The organism is Curtobacterium pusillum, assembly GCF_013359865.1.
Lineage (GTDB): Bacteria > Actinomycetota > Actinomycetes > Actinomycetales > Microbacteriaceae > Curtobacterium > Curtobacterium pusillum.
Genome location: NZ_JABMCE010000061.1, coordinates 1 through 17,370, shown reverse-complemented (window position 1 = coordinate 17,370; position 17,370 = coordinate 1). Strand labels below are relative to the sequence as shown.

Annotated in this window: 18 protein-coding genes; 9 read left to right on the top strand and 9 right to left on the bottom strand. The window is 71.0% G+C overall.

Annotated features, from left to right (window positions below):
* Positions 1–143 precede the first annotated feature (143 nt).
* The 4 genes from HP507_RS05055 to HP507_RS05040 all read right to left on the bottom strand — a co-directional run bounded on the left by HP507_RS05055 (position 144) and on the right by HP507_RS05040 (position 4,401).
* Positions 144–1,097 (bottom strand): PfkB family carbohydrate kinase, encoded by a 954-nt coding sequence (locus tag HP507_RS05055; RefSeq protein ID WP_175350759.1) that lies wholly within the window; start codon positions 1,095–1,097, stop codon positions 144–146.
* Positions 1,097–2,587, bottom strand: coding sequence for a purine-cytosine permease family protein (locus tag HP507_RS05050; RefSeq protein ID WP_175350758.1), 1,491 nt, complete (start codon positions 2,585–2,587; stop codon positions 1,097–1,099). Before HP507_RS05050 ends, HP507_RS05055 begins: the two co-directional genes overlap by 1 nt.
* A gap of 90 nt (positions 2,588–2,677) precedes the next feature.
* Entirely contained in the window at positions 2,678–3,694 is a 1,017-nt protein-coding gene (locus HP507_RS05045; protein ID WP_217508508.1) for an ADP-ribosylglycohydrolase family protein, read from the bottom strand.
* On the bottom strand, positions 3,691–4,401 hold the full coding sequence (locus tag HP507_RS05040; RefSeq protein WP_175350757.1) for a GntR family transcriptional regulator: 711 nt from the start codon (positions 4,399–4,401) through the stop codon (positions 3,691–3,693). Before HP507_RS05040 ends, HP507_RS05045 begins: the two co-directional genes overlap by 4 nt.
* Positions 4,402–4,583: 182 nt before the next feature.
* On the opposite strand from HP507_RS05040, the gene HP507_RS05035 reads away from it, so the two are divergent.
* The 6 genes from HP507_RS05035 to HP507_RS05010 all read left to right on the top strand — a co-directional run bounded on the left by HP507_RS05035 (position 4,584) and on the right by HP507_RS05010 (position 10,523).
* On the top strand, positions 4,584–5,633 hold the full coding sequence (locus HP507_RS05035) for a LacI family DNA-binding transcriptional regulator (RefSeq protein WP_175350756.1): 1,050 nt from the start codon (positions 4,584–4,586) through the stop codon (positions 5,631–5,633).
* Between the two features lie 83 nt (positions 5,634–5,716).
* On the top strand, positions 5,717–6,979 hold the full coding sequence (locus tag HP507_RS05030) for a sugar ABC transporter substrate-binding protein (protein WP_175350755.1): 1,263 nt from the start codon (positions 5,717–5,719) through the stop codon (positions 6,977–6,979).
* Complete coding sequence (locus HP507_RS05025) at positions 6,976–7,938, top strand: carbohydrate ABC transporter permease (protein WP_217508507.1); 963 nt, start codon at positions 6,976–6,978, stop codon at positions 7,936–7,938. The genes HP507_RS05030 and HP507_RS05025 overlap by 4 nt, the downstream gene beginning before the upstream one ends.
* 100 nt (positions 7,939–8,038) lie before the next feature.
* Positions 8,039–8,848, top strand: a complete 810-nt coding sequence (locus tag HP507_RS05020) for a carbohydrate ABC transporter permease (RefSeq protein ID WP_217508506.1) — start codon at positions 8,039–8,041, stop codon at positions 8,846–8,848.
* Entirely contained in the window at positions 8,845–10,185 is a 1,341-nt protein-coding gene (locus HP507_RS05015) for a family 1 glycosylhydrolase (RefSeq protein WP_175350754.1), read from the top strand. The genes HP507_RS05020 and HP507_RS05015 overlap by 4 nt, the downstream gene beginning before the upstream one ends.
* Positions 10,186–10,250: 65 nt before the next feature.
* Positions 10,251–10,523 (top strand): hypothetical protein, encoded by a 273-nt coding sequence (locus HP507_RS05010; RefSeq protein ID WP_175350753.1) that lies wholly within the window; start codon positions 10,251–10,253, stop codon positions 10,521–10,523.
* Between the two features lie 140 nt (positions 10,524–10,663).
* Here HP507_RS05010 and HP507_RS05005 read toward each other — a convergent pair whose 3' ends face one another.
* The 3 genes from HP507_RS05005 to HP507_RS04995 all read right to left on the bottom strand — a co-directional run bounded on the left by HP507_RS05005 (position 10,664) and on the right by HP507_RS04995 (position 12,990).
* Complete coding sequence (locus tag HP507_RS05005; protein WP_175350752.1) at positions 10,664–11,170, bottom strand: hypothetical protein; 507 nt, start codon at positions 11,168–11,170, stop codon at positions 10,664–10,666.
* Positions 11,171–11,831: 661 nt separating this feature from the next.
* Positions 11,832–12,260 (bottom strand): hypothetical protein, encoded by a 429-nt coding sequence (locus tag HP507_RS05000; protein WP_175350751.1) that lies wholly within the window; start codon positions 12,258–12,260, stop codon positions 11,832–11,834.
* A 37-nt stretch (positions 12,261–12,297) separates the two neighbouring features.
* Complete coding sequence (locus HP507_RS04995) at positions 12,298–12,990, bottom strand: NUDIX hydrolase (protein ID WP_376985373.1); 693 nt, start codon at positions 12,988–12,990, stop codon at positions 12,298–12,300.
* Between the two features lie 155 nt (positions 12,991–13,145).
* Here HP507_RS04995 and HP507_RS04990 point away from each other — a divergent pair, with 155 nt between their 5' ends.
* Positions 13,146–13,316, top strand: coding sequence for a hypothetical protein (locus HP507_RS04990; RefSeq protein WP_175350750.1), 171 nt, complete (start codon positions 13,146–13,148; stop codon positions 13,314–13,316).
* The gene (locus HP507_RS04985) at positions 13,313–14,206 is read left to right on the top strand and encodes an NAD(P)H-binding protein (protein ID WP_217508505.1); all 894 of its coding nucleotides are present in this window, start codon (positions 13,313–13,315) and stop codon (positions 14,204–14,206) included. The genes HP507_RS04990 and HP507_RS04985 overlap by 4 nt, the downstream gene beginning before the upstream one ends.
* A 2-nt stretch (positions 14,207–14,208) precedes the next feature.
* On the opposite strand, the gene HP507_RS04980 is transcribed toward HP507_RS04985, so the two are convergent.
* Positions 14,209–15,084, bottom strand: a complete 876-nt coding sequence (locus tag HP507_RS04980) for a patatin-like phospholipase family protein (protein WP_175350749.1) — start codon at positions 15,082–15,084, stop codon at positions 14,209–14,211.
* A gap of 191 nt (positions 15,085–15,275) precedes the next feature.
* Entirely contained in the window at positions 15,276–15,860 is a 585-nt protein-coding gene (locus tag HP507_RS04975; protein ID WP_271207276.1) for a TetR/AcrR family transcriptional regulator, read from the bottom strand.
* A gap of 208 nt (positions 15,861–16,068) precedes the next feature.
* Here HP507_RS04975 and HP507_RS04970 point away from each other — a divergent pair, with 208 nt between their 5' ends.
* Complete coding sequence (locus HP507_RS04970) at positions 16,069–17,349, top strand: MFS transporter (RefSeq protein WP_254700942.1); 1,281 nt, start codon at positions 16,069–16,071, stop codon at positions 17,347–17,349.
* Positions 17,350–17,370 lie beyond the last annotated feature (21 nt).

The following is a 17,370-nucleotide window of genomic DNA, read 5'->3' as shown; positions in this document are numbered from 1 at the left end:
GTGGCGGAGGATCGCAGCGGCCGCTCGGCACTCCCCGAACGGAGGCTGCTGTACCACGTTGCCTCCGCCGACCGTGGGGATCGATGCACGAGTCCGCGGGCAGACCGGCGCGAGATGCCGTCGATGAGAGGGCACAACCGACCTCAGCGACGTGTCGCGGCTTCGCTCCCGCTGTAGCCGTGCTCGATCAGGAACGCGTCCGTCTCGCCCGCGCTCGGCGCCGTGGCCGGCCCGCGCCGCGTGACCGCCAGTGCCGCCGCCGCGTTCGCCCGACGGACAGCGTCGAGCAGTGACTCCCCACGGGAGAGCGCCGCGACGAGCACACCGTCGTGCGCGTCGCCGGCACCGTTGGAGTCGACGGCGTCCACGGTGAACCCGGGGACGAGCGTCGCGGTGGCACCGGGCTCGACGACCCAGCACCCCGCTGCGCCGTCCCGGGCGAGGGCCGTGCCGCGTGCGCTCGCGGCGATCACGGTGACCGCGTCGGAGAGTCCCGCGGCTCCCGGTGCCATGAGCCGCGCCTCCCGTCCGTTCGCACTGACGACGTCGGTGCGCGCCATGACGGCGGCGAGCACCCTCGAATCGAGCGTGGCGATCAGGGGCGACGGGTCGAACACGACCCGGACGGACGACGGGATGGCGGGCAGCCACGCCGCGATCGCCGCGCCGTTCACCGGATGCGCGAGTCCGTAGCCCGAGACGAACACGGTGTCGTCGGGGCGAAGGTCGATTCGGTCGAGGTCCGCGCGGCCGAGGCGACCCTCGGCGCCGACGCTCGTGACGAAGGTCCGCTCCGTCGTCGCGTCGACGAGGGCGACGCAGTAGCCGCTGTCGACGTCGTCGAGGCCGGGCTGGACCACCTCGACGCCGGAGGACGTGAGCGCAGCGCGGACGACGTCGCCGAACGGGCCGGTGCCGTACTGGCCCGCGAACGCCACGTCGAGCCCGTCCCGCGCGGCGGCGACCATCGTGTTGAGGCCGCCGCCGGCGGTGATCTCGGAGGCGGAGGCGATGACGTCGCCACCGGGCTCCGGGATCGCGTCGACGCGCATGACGATGTCGACGACGACGTTGCCGACCGAGACGAGCCGCGGCATCAGGCGCGGGCCTCGACTGCAGGCTCGGCGAGGCCGGGGCTCTCGACCTGGCCGCGGGCTCCGCCGGTGAGCAGGTAGACGCCGGCGGCGACGATGAACGTGACGATCCAGCCGACGCCGTTCGCGCCGATCCAGGTCTTCGAGAACGCCCCGACGAACACGGGGTCCGCGTCGCCGACCTGCACCGAGGTGAAGAGGAAGCCGATCACGATCGCGACCAGCCAGGCGCCGAGGGCACCCCAGGCCACGCCACCGCGGTACCAGTAGCGTCCGCCGGCGCGCAGGTCGAGCAGCGCGACCGGATCGTACCAGCGGCGACGGACCATGTCGGCGATGAAGACGCCGAGCCAGGCGGTGATCGGGACGGCGAGCACCGAGATGAAGGTGATGAACGGCGCGTAGAAGCCGTCCGCGACGAGCATGAAGTACATCGCCCCGAGGGTGGTGACGACGACGTCGACCGTGACCGCCCAGACCCGGGGCACCTTGACGCCGAGGGTCAGCGTCGTGAGGCTCGCCGAGTACACGGACAGGTGGTTCGAGAGCAGCAGGCCGCCGAACGCCGCGATGAGGTAGGGGATCGCCATCCAGCTCGGCAGCAGGTCGCGGATCGCTGCGACCGGGTCGCCGGCCTGCGCGAGCGTCGGGTCACCGGCGGACACGAGGGCGCCGAGGCCGACGAGCACCACGAGCGGGATGCCGGCGCCGGCAGCGCTGGCGCTCACCAGCGCGCCGGCCTTCACCGACGTGCGGGTGTACCGCGCGATGTCGGCGCCCGCGGTCGCCCAGCCGATGCCGGTGCCGGCGGCGATCGTGCCGATGCCGATCGCCATCGCGGCGACGGGGCCGGCCGGCTGCGAGCCGACGACGTGCCAGTCGACGCGGAGCACCAGGAAGACCGCGACGAACACGTTGAGTGCACCGAAGATCCACGTCGCCCACTTCTGGACGGCGACGATGAACGCGTGGCCGAGTCCCGAGATGAGCACCGTCGCGGCGACGAACACCAGGATCGCGACGATCGTGAGCACCGGGTTCGCCTTGGCGTCGCCGTCGGTGCCGAACAGGATCGTGAAGAGCGAGAGCAGGACGAACGCGGCCGTGGTGGTGTTCACGGTCTCCCAGCCGAGGCGGGAGAGCAGTGACACCGCGGTCGGCCCGATGTTCCCGCGGACGCCGAAGACCGCGCGGCTCAGGGTCAGACCGGGGGCGCCGCCGCGGCGGCCGGCGATCGAGATGACGCCGACGACGGCGAAGGAGCCCGCGGCGCCGATCACTGCGACGAGGAGCGCCTGCCAGATGGTCAAGCCCTGGAACGCCACGAGGGTGGCCCCGAGCGGTAGCCCGAGGATGGAGATGTTCGCGGCGAACCAGACCCAGAACAGCGCACCGGGGCTGCCGTTCCGCTCGTCGTGCGGCACGGGTTCGATGCCGCGCTGTTCGATGCTCGTCAATGTGCCGCTGGAGAGCGTGGTGGTGGGGTCGGGCATGGGCTCCTCTTACGTCGTCGGAAGGGTGTGGGGGAGTGGGGTGGGGGACCGGGCGGTGGCGGTGGGGGGACGCCACCGCCCGGCGTCGGGTCAGGCCCGGTGACGGAGTGCGAGCAGTCCGTCGACCAGCGGGCCGAGTTCGAGGTGGTTGCGCGTCGTCACGGTGGTGACGGCATCGGCCGGCCACGCATCGGGTCCGTGCACGGCGCCGAGCACGGCGCCGGCCATCGCGGCGATCGTGTCGGTGTCGCCGCCGATCGACGCTGCGGTGCAGAGCGTCTCCCACGGGTCGAGGTCGAGACCGACGAGTGCGAGCGCGGCGACGACCGATTCTTGGCTGGCGACGCTCGTGCCGATGAGCCGGGAGACGGTGTCGATGCGGTCCGCGGCGGGCACGGTGCGCAGGTGCGCCCGGGCCCAGGTGGTCTTCGCCGCGATGTCGGCCCCGGCCACCCAGTGCCCGCGGGAGGCGCCGAGCGCTGCGGCCGCGACGGCGGCGTCGAGCGCCTCCGTCCGGGTCGCGCCGTCGATCCCGGCGCTCACCGCGGCCGCGACCGCGCTGGCGCCGGCGATGCCGAGTCCCGTGTCGTGCGTGACGCGGGAGGCGTCCTGGACGGCGTCGACCAGGCGGACGAGGTCGTCGGACGGCACCGCGACACCGACCGGGGCGATCCGCATCGCGGCACCGTTGGTCGTGCCGGTCGAACCCGCTTCGGACGCCGGGACGCCGTCGAGGATCCGCTGCACGGCGGTCTTCGTGCTCGGCCCGAGCAGGTCGAGGGAGCCCTTCGCCTCCATGGCACGCTCCCAGGTGATCAGCGCCTCAGCGAAGCGTGTCGGGTCGAGACGCCCGTCGCCCTCGACGAGGAGCTCGGCGACCATCACGGCCTGCTCGGTGTCGTCGGTGACGGTGCCCGCCCGCATCCCGGCGGCGATGCGCTGGCGGGGTCCCGCGTCGGCGAAGCCCGTGATCTGTCCGTGGTCGGCGCGGACCTCGGCGAGGGACATGGACTGCGTCGGCATCCCGAGGGCGTCGCCGATCGCCAGTCCGGTCATCGCGGCGAGTGCGTGGGAGCGCTGCATCGTGGTGTCCTCGAGGAGCGTCATCGTGCGGTCCCGAAACGCATGTGGAGGCGGAAACGGTCGGGGTCGAGGAGACTGTCGACCCGCTCCACGAACCTGCCGTCCCCGGTGCGCGACAGTCGTCGACTGCGAAGGAACGGGGTGCCGGCGGCGCGCTCGAGCAGACGGGCGTCGTCGGCGCCGAGCGGGATGACGTCGATCCACTGCTCGGCACTCGCCGGGACGAGTCCAGACTCTGCGATGGTGGCGGTGAGGGAATCGTCGACCAGACCCTCCGTGACCGCGGCCGCGATGCGGCCGACGCGGGGGAGCACGCTCCGTTCGAGCGACACTGGACGGCCGCCGACGACCGTGCGGAGACGGTCGACGGTGACGAAGGTCGCTGTGGCCGCGTCGACCTCGGCCTGGAGGCGCGGGTCGTCCAGGTGGGCGATGCCGAGCACGCGGGTGGTCACCTCGGTCCCCGACGCGGCGATGGATCGTGCCCATCCGCCGCGGGGGTCGAGGGCTGCGCCGTCGAACGTGACGACCGAGCCGACGCCGCCGTGGGTCGCGATGTACTCCTCATCGGCGAGGTCGGCCAGGGCTGCCCGCACCGTGCCGCGACTGACGGCGAACCGTTCGGCCAGGTCGTGCTCGCCGGGGAGCCGGTCGCCGGTGCGGTAGCGGCCCGTGGCGATGGCGTCGCGCAGGGCGTCTGCGACGAGGCGTCGCTTCGATGAGACGGGCATGACACTGAGTGTACATGTACAGTGCCTGTACACAACGCGACCGTGAGCGGTCGCACCCGCTGCAGTTCTCCGACTGCAGGGCGCCTCGTGACCCACTCGGAAAAAGTGCTTGCTTCATCGATTAAGCAGGTGCATGATGATCCCAGTTAATCGATAAAGCACCGATCTGCGAGGAGGCGACCGTGCCGAAGTCCGTGACCCTGAAGGACGTCGCCGCGAAGGTCGGTGTGACCTCCGCCGCCGCGAGCATGGCGCTCGCCGGACACGAGCGGATCAGCGAGCGCACCCGCGCCGCCGTCAAGCAGGCCGCCGCCGAACTCGGCTACGTCCCCAGCTCGGCCGGCCGTGCGCTCCGCAGCCAGCGGGCCGACGCGGTGGCGCTCATCGTCCCGAACTCGTCCACGCACGTGTTCGGCCACCTCTACTTCATGCACGTCCTCACCGGCATGTCCACCGCGGCGAACGCACACGACGCCCAGGTGATCGTGTCCACGAACGCCGACACCTCGTCCGGTGGGGTCGCCTACGAGCGGGTCATGCGGTCCCGGACGGCCGACGGTGCCATCGTCACGAGTGCCGCGATCGACGACGACCACGTGCAGGGGCTCGTCGCGAGCGGCCTGCCGGTCGTGCTCATCGGCAACTACCCGCACCTGGCCGACGCGGTCTCGGTCGGCATCGACGACGTCACGGCGACCGTGCGGCTCGTCGACCACCTCGTGACCGAGCACGCACGCCGCCGGCTGTTGCACGTCACGGGGACACTCGATCACCAGACGGGCATCGACCGGCGAGACGGGTTCCTCCGGGCCGCGGCGGCGCACGGCATCGACGACGCGTCCGTGATCGAGGGCGACCTGTCCGAGGATTCCGGGGCCGCCGCCATCGAGCAGCTGCTGCGGGAGCGAACCGACGACCGCCCGGACGCGATCGTCTTCGCGAACGACGACATGGCAGTCGGCGGTCTCCGCGTGCTGCGACGCGCGGGCATCCGCGTGCCGGAGGACGTCTCCGTCGTCGGCTTCGACGACTTCGGACTGGCCCGAGTGACCACGCCCGGCATCACGACCGTCCGGGTGCCCGCCGAGGAGATGGGGCGCATCGCCACCGAGCGGCTCTTCGAACTCGTCGACGGCCGCCGGACCGGCGACGGGCACACGGAGCTGCCGGTCGACGTCGTCCTCCGCGGTTCCTGCGGCTGCGACGACGACCCAAGCCACCCCGCACCCTGAACCACACCGACCCCACCCGCAGCGCACCGATCAACACCGAACACCGACCTGCGCACCCCCCGTAACGCAAAGGAGCGTTCCCGATGAAGCACGCACGCACGACCCTCGCGGTCGTCTCCGGCGCCGCCGCCCTGTCGCTCGTCCTGACCGGCTGTTCCGCCGGCGGCAGCGCCGACACGAGCGGCCCCGTCACCCTGAAGGTCTGGACCGGTTTCACCGGCGGCGACCGCCCCGGCTACGCCACCATCGTCAAGGACTTCGAGAAGGCCCACCCGGACATCAAGGTCGACATGACCGTGCAGCCCTGGGACACCATCCAGCAGAAGCTCCCCTCGGCGTGGCTCACCGGGCAGGGGCCGGACGTCGCCGCGGTCAGCTCCGACCCGAACGCGGTCGCGCAGTACGTCAAGACGAACTCGGTCCTGCCGATCACCGAGACCGGCAGCGGCGACGACAAGATCAACACGTCCGCGTTCGCCCCCGGCACCGTGAAGGAGTTCACCTACGGCGGCAAGCTCTACGGCGTCCCGGCGAACTTCGCGACGCTCAGCCTGTACTACAACAAGAAGCTCTTCGAGCAGGCCGGAATCGCGAGCCCGCCCACGACCGTGCAGGAGATGGCGGCGGACGCGAAGAAGCTCACCACCGGAGGCAAGTACGGCATCGCACTCGCGGACAACCAGACCATCCAGATGTGGCCCGTCCTGCAGTGGCTCGAGGGCGGCGACATCGTCACCAGCAAGGGGTGCAGTGCCGTCCAGACGAGCGCCGGCCAGCAGAGCCTGACGACGTGGGGTGACCTCGTCGCGAAGGACAAGGTCAGCCCGGTCGGCCTCACCGGCGCCGAGGCCGACTCGCTGTTCTCCGCCGGCAAGGCCGCGATGGAGATCAACGGGCCGTGGGCCGCCCCCGGCTACAAGTCGGCGGGTATCGACCTCGGCATCGTGAAGGTGCCGGTCGGCGTCGACGGCAAGTCGACGACGCTCGGCTCGATCGCACCGCTGTCGATCTCAGCGAAGACGAAGTACCCGAAGCAGGCGCAGGAGTTCCTGGCTTACTGGACGTCGAAGAGCGCGCAGGAGAAGTTCTCGCTGCAGACCGGCTTTCCGCCGCTCCGCACCGACCTGTCCGACGACGCGAAGCTCAAGGCCGACCCCACCGTCTCGGTCTTCGCCAGCCAGGTCGCCGACTCCCGCCTCTACCTGCCGCACGTCACGAACGCGACCAAGGTCGACTCCGACGCGTACGTCCCGATGATCGGCAAGATCACCCGCGGCACCTCCGTCGCCACGGCGACCAAGGAAGCCGCGCAGACCATCGACGGCCTCACCGGTTGCAGCCAGTGACCGACCAGCTCACCGGGTCGGCCCCGCCACGCGGCGCGCGTGACGGGGCCCGCGCCTCCGCCTCCGGAGAGGAGGCGCGGATCACCCGCCGCCGAGCCCGCCGGTTCCAGCCGGCCTGGCTCTTCATGGCACCGTCGCTGCTGATCCTCGGCGTCTTCGTCCTGTTCCCGATCCTCCGGTCGCTGTACTACTCGTTCTTCGACTGGACGGTCGGCGCGGCGTCGCAGCCGTTCGTCGGCTTCGGCAACTACGTGAGGCTGTTCCACGACGGACAGTTCTGGAACGCGCTCCGGGTGACGCTGGAGTACACGATCGTGTCCGTCGTCCTGCTCGTGGTACTCGGGTTCGTCGCCGCGCTGCTCCTGCAGCGCGACACCCTGCTGAACCGCATCGTCCGCTCGGTGTTCTTCTTCCCGACGATCGTGTCGCTCGTCACGATCGGCCTGGTCTGGAAGTTCCTGCTCGACCCCGACATCGGGCTCGTCGGCGGACTCACCGCACTGTTCGGGCTGCCGAGCGTCGCCTGGCTGCAGTCCACCTCGCTCGCCCTGCCGACCGTGATCTTCGTGTCGGTCTGGAAGAGCATCGGGTTCGCGATGATCCTGTTCATCGCCGGCCTCAAGGGCGTGCCCGGGGAACGGTACGAGGCGGCCGAGCTCGACGGGGCGAGCCGCTGGCAGACCGTCTGGCGCATCACCCTGCCGAGCATCCGTCCCACGCTGCTCTTCACGTCGATGATCCTGACGATCCAGTCGTTCCAGGTGTTCGACCTCGTCTACGTCATGACCGGCGGCGGCCCCGTGTTCGCCACCGACTCGCTCGTGAACCTGCTCTACCGCGACGGGTTCGTCAACTACCAGACCGGCTACGCGTCGGCCATCTCCTGGGTCCTCTTCGTGATCATCATGCTCATCTCGCTCCTGCAGCTCCGACTCTTCCGGTACGACGATGTCGACTGACGCGCTGACCAGGCGACCGCCCGTGGCGGAGCCGAACCGCGCCTCCCGTCCGTCCCGTGACCCGCGCGGACGGCGACCCGGACGCCGGAGCGGTGTCGCCGTGACCGGCTCCGTGCTGAAGTGGGTGTACCTCGGCATCGGGCTCGTGTTCGCGCTCGTGCCGTTCATCTGGATGGTGAGCGGATCGTTCCGCTCGGAGGCAGACCTCTTCGGCCACCCCGCGTCGCTGTTCCCCACGAGCCTCACCCTGCACGGGTACCAGGGCGTGTGGTCCCAGCTGCCGTTCCTCCGGCTGCTGCTGAACTCCTTCGTCTTCACCGCCGTCACGACCGTGCTGACGCTGCTGTTCGACTCGATGTGCGCCTACGCGCTGGCCCGGATGCGGTTCGTCGGGCGGAACGTGGCATTCGTGCTCGTCATCGCGACGCTCATGGTGCCGTTCCAGGTGACGCTCATCCCCGTGTTCGTCGAGCTGTTCCACCTCGGCTGGTTGAACACGTACCAGGGGCTCATCATCCCGCGAGCGACCAGCGCATTCGGGATCTTCCTGTTCCGGCAGTTCTTCATCGACATCCCCCCGGAGCTCGACGAGGCGGCGCGGATCGACGGCGCCGGACACTGGAGGATCTACTGGCAGGTGATCCTGCCGCTCGCGAAGCCCGCGATCGCCACCGTCGCCGTGCTGAACGGGATGGCGCTGTGGAACGACCTGCTCTGGCCGCTCGTGGTGAGCACCTCGAACGAGATGCTGACCCTGCCCGCCGGGCTCACGCTGTTCGGAGGGGCGCACGTCACCGACCACGCGGTGCTGCTCGCCGGTGCAGTGATCTCGCTCGTACCGATCGCCCTCGGGTTCTTCTTCGCGCAGAAGTACTTCGTCGCCGGGGTCGCGACGTCGGGGCTGAAGTGACCGGCGCGTTCGCACCGGGGACCTTCACCTGGGCGCTCGGCATCGAGGACACCTGCGTCTACCCGCCCGCACGTTTCGCGACGTCCCCGCTCGACGAGCACCGGCTGACCGGGCACGACACTGCCTGGCGGACGGACCTCGACACGGTCCGCGAGCTCGGCGCCACGGCCCTGCGGTACGGCGTCGACTGGCCGCGCGTGCACCTCGGCCCGGAGCAGTACGACTGGACGCTGCTCGACGAACGGCTCGCCCACGCGGCGGCCGGCGGCGTCACCGTGATTGCCGACCTCGTCCACTACGGCACCCCGACCTGGCTCGACGGGTCCTTCGCCGACCCGCGCTACCCGGAGGCGATCGCGTCCTTCGCCGGCGCGTTCGCGGCGCGCTACGCGGGCGTGGTCGACCACGTCACCCCGCTCAACGAACCGATCACCACCGCGTCCTTCGCCGGGCTCCGCGGTGTGTGGCCGCCGGCATTGACCGGTTGGGACGGCTGGACCAGGGTCGTGCTCGGCATCGCTGCGGGCATCCAGCGCACCGTCGACGCCGTCCGAGCGGCGAACCCGGCGGCGGTGATCGTGCACGTCGAGGCGAGTTCCCTCGTCGAGGCCGCCGACGCAGACGCGGAGAGCCAGGCCGAGGCCGCGTTGCTCGAGATGCTCGGTACCGTCCCGACGGACCTCGTGCTCGGTCGCGTCACCCGGTCCCACGAGGCGCACGCATGGCTCCTCGACCACGGCGCGACCGACGCCGAGCTCGACGCGGTCGTCGACGGCGCCGTCACGATCGACCTGCTCGGGGTGAACTACTACCCGGACCTGACCCCCCGGCTGCTGACCGCCGACGCCGGGCGCATCGTGCAGCACGCGCACGACCGGTGGACCGACGGCCTGGTCGATGCGCTCCGGCGATTCGACGCACGGTACGGGTTGCCGATGGTCGTGACCGAGACATCGATCGAGGGCTCGGACGACCTCCGCTCCGCATGGATGCACGACGCGGCCGACACCGTCCACGACCTCGCCCGGCAGGGCCTCGACGTGCGGGGGTTCACCTGGTGGCCGCTGTTCGACTTCGTCGACTGGTCGTACGCCGCCGGGGGACGCAACGTCGAGGAGTTCGAGCTCCCGCCCGAGGTGGTCGTCGAACGTGCGGCGAGCGACCGAAAGACCCCGTACCTCCGGAGGATGGGACTCGTCAGGCTGGAGGAGACGGCCGAGGGCCTGCTCGAACGCGTCCGCACCGCAGCGGCCGAGGCATTCCGGGAGCGGTCCGCGGTGGGCTCCGGCGGAGGCCCACCCTCCGAAGCGCGCCGGAGCGAGGCTGGTCAGCGCTGACGTCCCCGGCGGGAGATCGGCGTCCGTCGTCAGGCGTCCACCCGGTGTGGCGCTAACGTCTGACCGTGCGCTCGCGGCTCCGTCGCCAAGCTCCGGCCATCGTCCTCGCCGTGCTCGCGGCCGGTGCGGGGCTGGTCGCCCTGCTCGCCGACCACCTCTCGTGGCCGATGGCTCCGGCGTTCCCCTGGCACGAGGGCGACTTCGGATACGTCGCCACCAAGCGCGAGTGGGAGCTCGCGCACGCGGCCAGGACGATCGCCTGGGGGTCCGCGGCGCTCGCCGTGCTGCTGATCGTCGCGTCGGTCGTCGCGGCGCTGGCTCGGCGGCGCAGCGACTGACGAACCCGAAGCCCGTTGTGACAGCGACAGGTGAACCGTAGTATTTCACCGGCGGTCGTTCGTGCAGTGCGCGGCTGCGCGCGTGCCTGCAGGGACGCCAGGGCGAAGGCGAGGTGACCGAGTTGAACGAGCGTCGCAGATCATGCGGCGACGTACGCGACGTGGTCCCCGCATCGTTCTCGGTCCGGATGCTGGGCGCTGGCGTCGCCGTGTTCGGGTTGAGTCTCATCGTCGGGAACGTCGTCACCGGGTTCGACGCGTTCGTGGTCGCTGCGGCTGCGATCGGGGCCGCGGCTGGCGTCATCGTGATGTCGGCACGGGTGTCGACTCGGATCGTGCGTGGGCAGCTCACCGTGTGGTTCGTCCCATTGCTCCGGATCCGTGTGCCGCTGACGGACGTTCGGGACGTTTCTGTCCAGGTGATCGACCCGCGGAGGCTCGGCGGGGTCGGAATCGCCCGGTATCGGGGTGGGCGAGCGCTGTGCTTGTCCGCCGGACGGGGCGTGCGGTTCTCGTCGCAGCACGGAACGGTGCTCGTCCAGTGCGACGATCCGGATTCGGTTGCGGACGCGCTGACGCACTCGTGAAGGCGGTGCGACGCCCGGCGGGCCATCCTGTCGGACCGGAAAGACGAGCGTGATCGTCATCGAGATCCTCGCTGCTGCGGCCACAGTGCTGTTCACTGTGTTGCCGGCGCCGGGTGTCATCGGCAGGAACGCCTTCGTCGGCGTCCGGACGCGCGCGACGATGCAGAACGAGTCCGCATCGCGCCGCGGCCATCAGGCTGCGGTCCTGCCCACCGCGGTCACCGCACTGATCACGATCGTGTCCGACGTCGTGTTCCTCGTCGATGGTCGCATGAACGACGCGACGTCCGTGGTGATCTGCGCTGTCCCGCTCGTGGCAGGGCTGTGTGGAGCGTCGCAGCCGCTCAGCGAGCGGTGCGCTGACCGGTCCCACCCGCGGGTGAGCCGCATCAGGACGGACTGGAGGCTCGGTGCCAGCCCGCACCGCGCCTCCAGTCCGTCTCGTCTGCCGACCGCCACCGCCGGCAGCACCACGGAATCGACCGCCCCAGCGGCCCGTAATGGGTCAGTACTCAGGCGCCACTGGCGCCTCACTCGACCCTGCCGCACGACCAGCCCCGTCGGGGCAGTGGGACGAAGCCAGCGCGTCGTCTCCACCGATCAGCGCGGGTCTGTCGCGACCACCGGCTCGGTCGTCGGGAGATCGGACGAGCGCGTGCCGGGGAGGGTGGTGCGAGCGTCCTGTTCCCCCGGCCCGCTCGTGTCTCGAGCGGTCCCTCGGCTACGCGAGGTGGCCGCCGCTCGCGATCTGGATCGTGACTGCAGCGGCGAGGAACACGACCACCACTCCGATGAGCGTCGCGAGCGCAACCGGCCAACCGCTGCGGCGACGGAGGTGACGCGCAACCATCCAGCAGATCCCGACGACGAGGACGCCAATCGTCGCGACGGGGTGCCAGATGCCCACTGCGGAGCCGGTGCGGAAGTCGCACGTCGTCGACGGCTCGGAACAGGCGTCGAACGCCATCTGGCTGATCACGACGGCGAACCAGGCCGCCGGGGTCGCGAGGACGGCGGTCCCCAGGAGGAGGACCGTGGCGACGAGGTCGACGGTGCCGGGGTCGCGGGGGGACCGGCTGCGAACAGAGCGTTCGGGGTGGAGGTCGACGTCGTCGCCGGGGCCGTCCCACCAGTCCGCCCGTTCCCCCATGAGTCCACCGTAGGCGATGGCTCTCGTGCGTCGGACGTCAGGGGCGGCGAGCCGGGAGCGCGATCACGTGATCGCGGTCCCAGGGCTCGGCCCACCCGAGCCGCTCGAACAGGGCGTCGAGCAGCATCGCGGTGAAGCCCCAGACGACGTGCTGCCCGGCGTCCGGCCCGGGCTCGATCGTGAACGCCGGCCCGCGCCACTCCCGGCCGCCGCGGTGGACGACGGTGACGCCCCGGTGCCGAGGGTCGAGCAGGTCGGCGACCGGCGTGCGGAAGACCTCGGCCGACTCGGCCTCGTCCACGACGCGCACGGGCGAGGACTCGCGCCACCACCCGAGCACCGGCGTGACCAGGTGTCGTGAGAACGCGAGCGGCACCGGGGCGATCGTCCCGAGGACGTCCACGCCCGCGGGGTCGAGTCCGGTCTCCTCGTGCGCTTCGCGGAGGGCGGCGGCGACCGCGTCCGTGTCACCCGGGTCGACCCGGCCGCCGGGGAACGCCACCTCGCCGGCGTGTGCGCGGAGGGTGGTGGCACGGGCGAGCAGCAGGACGTCGAGGTCCCGCGACACGTGGACGTCGTCAGCCGGCCGGTCGCTCGGGACCGCGTCGAGGGGGCCGAACAGGATGAGGACGGCGGCGTTGCGCGAGGCCTCGGCCACGGGCATGTCGGTGACGAGCGGGGCTGCTCCGGCACCGACGAGCGCGGACAACTGCTGGCGCGCCGAGTTCACGTCGCCAGCCTAGGCGCTGGCCGCGGCGCTCGGTCATCCGGAACGCGCGCGCTCGACCGTGCACGGACGGGGTTCTCCGAGCAGGGGCACGTACGTTCCGAGGTCACCACCGGGACCACGGCGGTCCCGGATCGACCACTGCACGGGAGCAGACCATGAGCGACACCGACGGCACCGCACCGAAGAACGACCCCGAGGGCACCCCGAAGCCGGACGGCCTCGGCGAGGACGGCACGATCCCCAACGAGCCCGACGGCCTCGCTGCCGGGCACACCGGCGACGACTCGCACTTCAACCAGGAGGAGGACGACGGTACCGAGTCGTGAGGCGGCCCCGTCACGACCGGCTGTCCTCGCGGGTCATGTACGTCGTGATGAGCGGGAACGGGCACGTCGGATCGGCGACGGCCCAGGAGCTCCTCGACCGCGGGGAGCCCGTCACGGTCGTGGTGCGCGACACCGCTGCGGCGCGTGCACTGCGTGACCGTGGCGCTGCCGTGATCGTGGCGGATGCGGGGGACGAGGACGCGCTGCGCGCCGCGTTCCGCGCGGGCGATCGCGCGCTGCTGGTGAACCCGCCGGCACCGGTGTCCAGCGACACCGACGCCGTGGAGCACCGCACCGCTGACGCGATCCTCGGTGCACTGGACGGTTCGGGACTCGACAAGGTCGTCGCCGTGTCGACGTACGGCGTGCAGCCGGGGGAGCGCATCGGCGACCTCGGCACGCTGTGGCGTCTGGAGCACGGGTTGCGGGAGCAGGACATCCCGGCGGCGATCAACCGCCACGCGTACGCGATGACGAACTGGGACGGGCTCGTCGGGGCCGTGCGTGCGGACGGGATGCTGCCGTCGTCGCTCCCGGTCGACCTCCGGGTGCCGATGGTCGACCCCGCGGACCTCGGGGCGGCGGCCGCCGACCGTTTGCAGTCGGGCCTCGACGACGTCGGCGTGCAGTACGTCGAGGGGCCGGAGCGGTACACGCCGGGCGACGTCGCGGCCGCGCTCGCCGATCTGCTCGGACGGCCGGTGCGGGTCGGGTCGATGCCGCTCGACGACCTCGAGACGGCGTTCGCCGGCATGGGGTTCTCCGACGTCGCCGCCGTGTCCTACGCCGAGATGACCCGCCGCACCGCCGCGGGACCCGAGCTCCCGGAGGACGTGCGCCGCGGCCGCACGACCCTCCGGGAGCACTTCGCCGCGCTCCTCGGAAGGTGACCTCAGCGCCAGAACGCGCCGAGGGGTCCGGCGAGCGCGGTCCCGAGCCGGTGTCCTGCGCGAGCGGCCTCGGGGCGCAGCGACGGGTTCATGGCATCCGCACCGAACACGTGCTCGTCCGCGGCCGTCGGGAACACCGTCTCGACCGAACTGCCGCCGGCGCGGAGCTCGTCGACCTGTGCCGAGAGCTGCATTCCCCAGGAGGCCGGATGCATGGTCCGCCCGCCGAACGGCGAGAGCACGAGCACCCGCTCGTACCCCGCCGCGAGGTCGGCGTTCTCGTTCCGCCGGTAGCCGCCGTCGATGTACCGGGCATCGCCGATCGGGAACGGCAGGCTGCTCGAGCAGCTCGCCGCGACCGCGTCCACGACGTCGACGCCGCTCGTCCGGTCGAAGACGATCGGTTCCCCGGTCGATGCGTCGACCGCGGTGATGGCGACGGTGCGTTCCGGCCACGAGGGCACGGGCAGCCGGGTGGCGACGGTCGACCGCCACTGTGCCGGCCAGGAGCCGTCGGAGGCCGCCTCCAGTTCGAGCGCCGCCGCGCCCATCCGGCGGCGCATGTCGGCCGCGTCGGTCGAGGCGGCGATGATCGCCCGGAAGCGGTCGAGATGGCTCGTGACGGGACGGTTCGGCGGGGTCCGCCGGGGAGCGCCAGGGGGAGTCCCGACCGCTTGGGCGTACAGCTCCGCCGGTGGTGCGCCGGCGAACTGGACGGCAGCGGTCGATCCGGCCGAGGTGCCGATGGTGAGGTCGGCGCCCGTGACGTCGAGGCCGGCGTCGAACAGGCCGGCCACGACACCGATGAGCCAGGCGTTGCCGGTCGATCCGCCGCCGCCGAGGACGAGGGCGCGACGGCCCTTCGAAGGTGAGTGCATGGGAGTTGCCTTTCGCGTTGCGTCTCGGCGCTCCCGGTGCGGCGACTAGTGGGGCCGCGCGATCGTGGACGGCGAGGGAGCGCCCACTGCTGATGCTTCGTACATGGGTCTCACCTCCTGACGTCGGAACACGATCATCGAGAACCTAGCACCCCACGGCCGGATGCACGCCGGGGCGATGCCCACGACCGCTACAGGACGCGTTCCAGCAGCCGCAGCGTCCCCGCGATGTCGACGGAGCGGTCGAGCAACCACTGCACCTGCAGCCCGTCGAACGCGGCGATGATGAGCGACGCGACCTGCTCGAGCTCCGAGTCCGAGTGCCGTCCTGACGCTCCGAGCTCGGAACGCAGTTCGGCGACCAGGCTCGCCCGTGCCCGCACGAACCGTGCCGCGAAGAAGTCCCGCGCAGTCTCGTTCCCGGACTCCACCGAGGCGCCGAGCAGCGTCGTGTAGAGCGTCACGAGCGCCGGCTCCCGCACGTTCCGGTCCGCGATGGTGGACAGGCGGGTGAAGACGCCCGTCACGTCCTCGATCGCCCGGTTCGATGCCGCGTCGCGTTCCCGCAGCACCTCGACGAGCAGGGCTTCCCGTGACGAGAAGTAGTGCCGGAGTGCGGCGTGCGAGACCCCGATGGTCTCACCGATGGCCCGGAGCGAGGCGCCGTCGATTCCGCGTGATGCGACGACGTCGAGCGTCTGGTCGAGGATCTCCTGCCGTCGCTGCACCCCTTTCGCGTAGGGGCCGCGCGTGCCGGTTCCATCGTTGGAGGTCACGGGCTCAAACCTACCGGCCGCCATGACGGTCCGAAGAAAGCTCAGAAAGTACCGTAACAAAAACTTCCGCGTGGAGGTTTCCGGTGCTACAGTCCCCCATACCTAGCAGCACTAGGGATTCAGAAGGGCCCCGAAGCCCCTTATGACTCGAGGAGGAGTCATGTCGACACCGAGGTCGAACGAAGAACGCGGCATCGCGTCAACCGCAATGCCGGAGAGCACCGCCGCCGCAGCACTCGCGGCAGAGGGCATCACGCAGCCCGTCGCCACGCAGAAGGTCACGGGCGGCTACCTCTGGGGCCTCAGCCTCGCGCAGTTCGGCCTGTTCGCAGCCCTGCTCACCCCGGTGTTCGTGAGCATGTCGCTCAAGGCCTCCCAGATCAACCCCGCGCACCCCGAGGTCGTCGTCGGCGCCGTCCTGCCGATCGGCGCCTTCGGAGCCCTCCTCGCGAACCCGCTCGCCGGGGCGCTGTCCGACCGCACCCGCACCCGCTGGGGCCGTCGCCGCCCGTGGATGGTCGGTGGCCTCGTCGTCTTCCTCGCGTCCCTCGTCTGGCTCGCCTTCGCGACCGACCAGCTCCAGCTGACGATCGGCTGGCTCGTCGCGCAGATCTCGGCCAACGCCGTCTTCGCGGCGCTCACGGCGTCGTTCGCGGACAACGTCCCCGAGCTCCAGCGCGGCAAGGCGTCGAGCGTCATCGCCCTCGCGCAGAACGTCGCGATCCTCGCCGGCATCTACCTGGCCGTGTACCTGGTGGGCAACATCCCGGTGCTGTTCATCGCCCCCGGCATCCTGGCGGTCGTCCTCATCCTGATCTACTGCTTCGTCGCGAAGGACGAGCTGCCGACCTACCGGCTCAAGAAGTTCACCTGGCTCAACCTGATCTCGTCGTTCTGGACGAACCCGATCAAGAACCCGGACTTCGGCTTCGCCTGGTGGGGTCGCTTCCTCATCACCTTCGGCACGTTCATGTTCACGACGTACCGCCTGCTCTACATGCAGAAGCACCTCGGCCTCGAGGAGGGCGCTGCCGTCTCCGCCGTCGCTTTCGGCGTGCTCCTCTACACGATCGCGCTCATGGCTGCCGCTGCCGTCTCCGGCTGGGTCTCCGACCGCATCGCCCGTCGCAAGGTCTTCGTCTGGGCGTCCACCGCACTCACCGCGGTCGGCCTGGTCATCCTGGCGCACGCCGACTCCGTCGGGACCTTCTACGTCGCCGAGGTCATCATGGGCCTCGCCTACGGCGTCTACACCGCCATCGACACGGCCCTCGTCGTCGACGTCCTGCCGAACGCCGATCGCCCGGGCAAGGACCTCGGCGTCATCAACATCGCGAACGCCCTGCCGCAGTCGCTCGCCCCGGCCGTCGGACTCTGGCTCCTCGGCGTCGGCGGCACGGGTCAGAACTACACGCTGATGCTCTGGGGCGCCGGGATCTCGGTACTCCTCGGGGCACTCGTGATCTTCCCGATCAAATCGGTCCGGTAGCGCAGCAAGACAAGCCGACGG

Bases quoted from the DNA above. Each gene is read 5' to 3' on its own strand.
- HP507_RS05055 (WP_175350759.1), bottom strand. From the start codon at position 1,097: ATGCCGCGGCTCGTCTCGGTCGGCAACGTCGTCGTCGACATCGTCATG.
- HP507_RS05050 (WP_175350758.1), bottom strand. From the start codon at position 2,587: ATGCCCGACCCCACCACCACGCTCTCCAGCGGCACATTGACGAGCATC.
- HP507_RS05045 (WP_217508508.1), bottom strand. From the start codon at position 3,694: ATGACGCTCCTCGAGGACACCACGATGCAGCGCTCCCACGCACTCGCC.
- HP507_RS05040 (WP_175350757.1), bottom strand. From the start codon at position 4,401: ATGCCCGTCTCATCGAAGCGACGCCTCGTCGCAGACGCCCTGCGCGAC.
- HP507_RS05030 (WP_175350755.1), top strand. From the start codon at position 5,717: ATGAAGCACGCACGCACGACCCTCGCGGTCGTCTCCGGCGCCGCCGCC.
- HP507_RS05005 (WP_175350752.1), bottom strand. From the start codon at position 11,170: ATGACGATCACGCTCGTCTTTCCGGTCCGACAGGATGGCCCGCCGGGC.
- HP507_RS05000 (WP_175350751.1), bottom strand. From the start codon at position 12,260: ATGGGGGAACGGGCGGACTGGTGGGACGGCCCCGGCGACGACGTCGAC.
- HP507_RS04990 (WP_175350750.1), top strand. From the start codon at position 13,146: ATGAGCGACACCGACGGCACCGCACCGAAGAACGACCCCGAGGGCACC.
- HP507_RS04980 (WP_175350749.1), bottom strand. From the start codon at position 15,084: ATGCACTCACCTTCGAAGGGCCGTCGCGCCCTCGTCCTCGGCGGCGGC.
- HP507_RS04970 (WP_254700942.1), top strand. From the start codon at position 16,069: ATGCCGGAGAGCACCGCCGCCGCAGCACTCGCGGCAGAGGGCATCACG.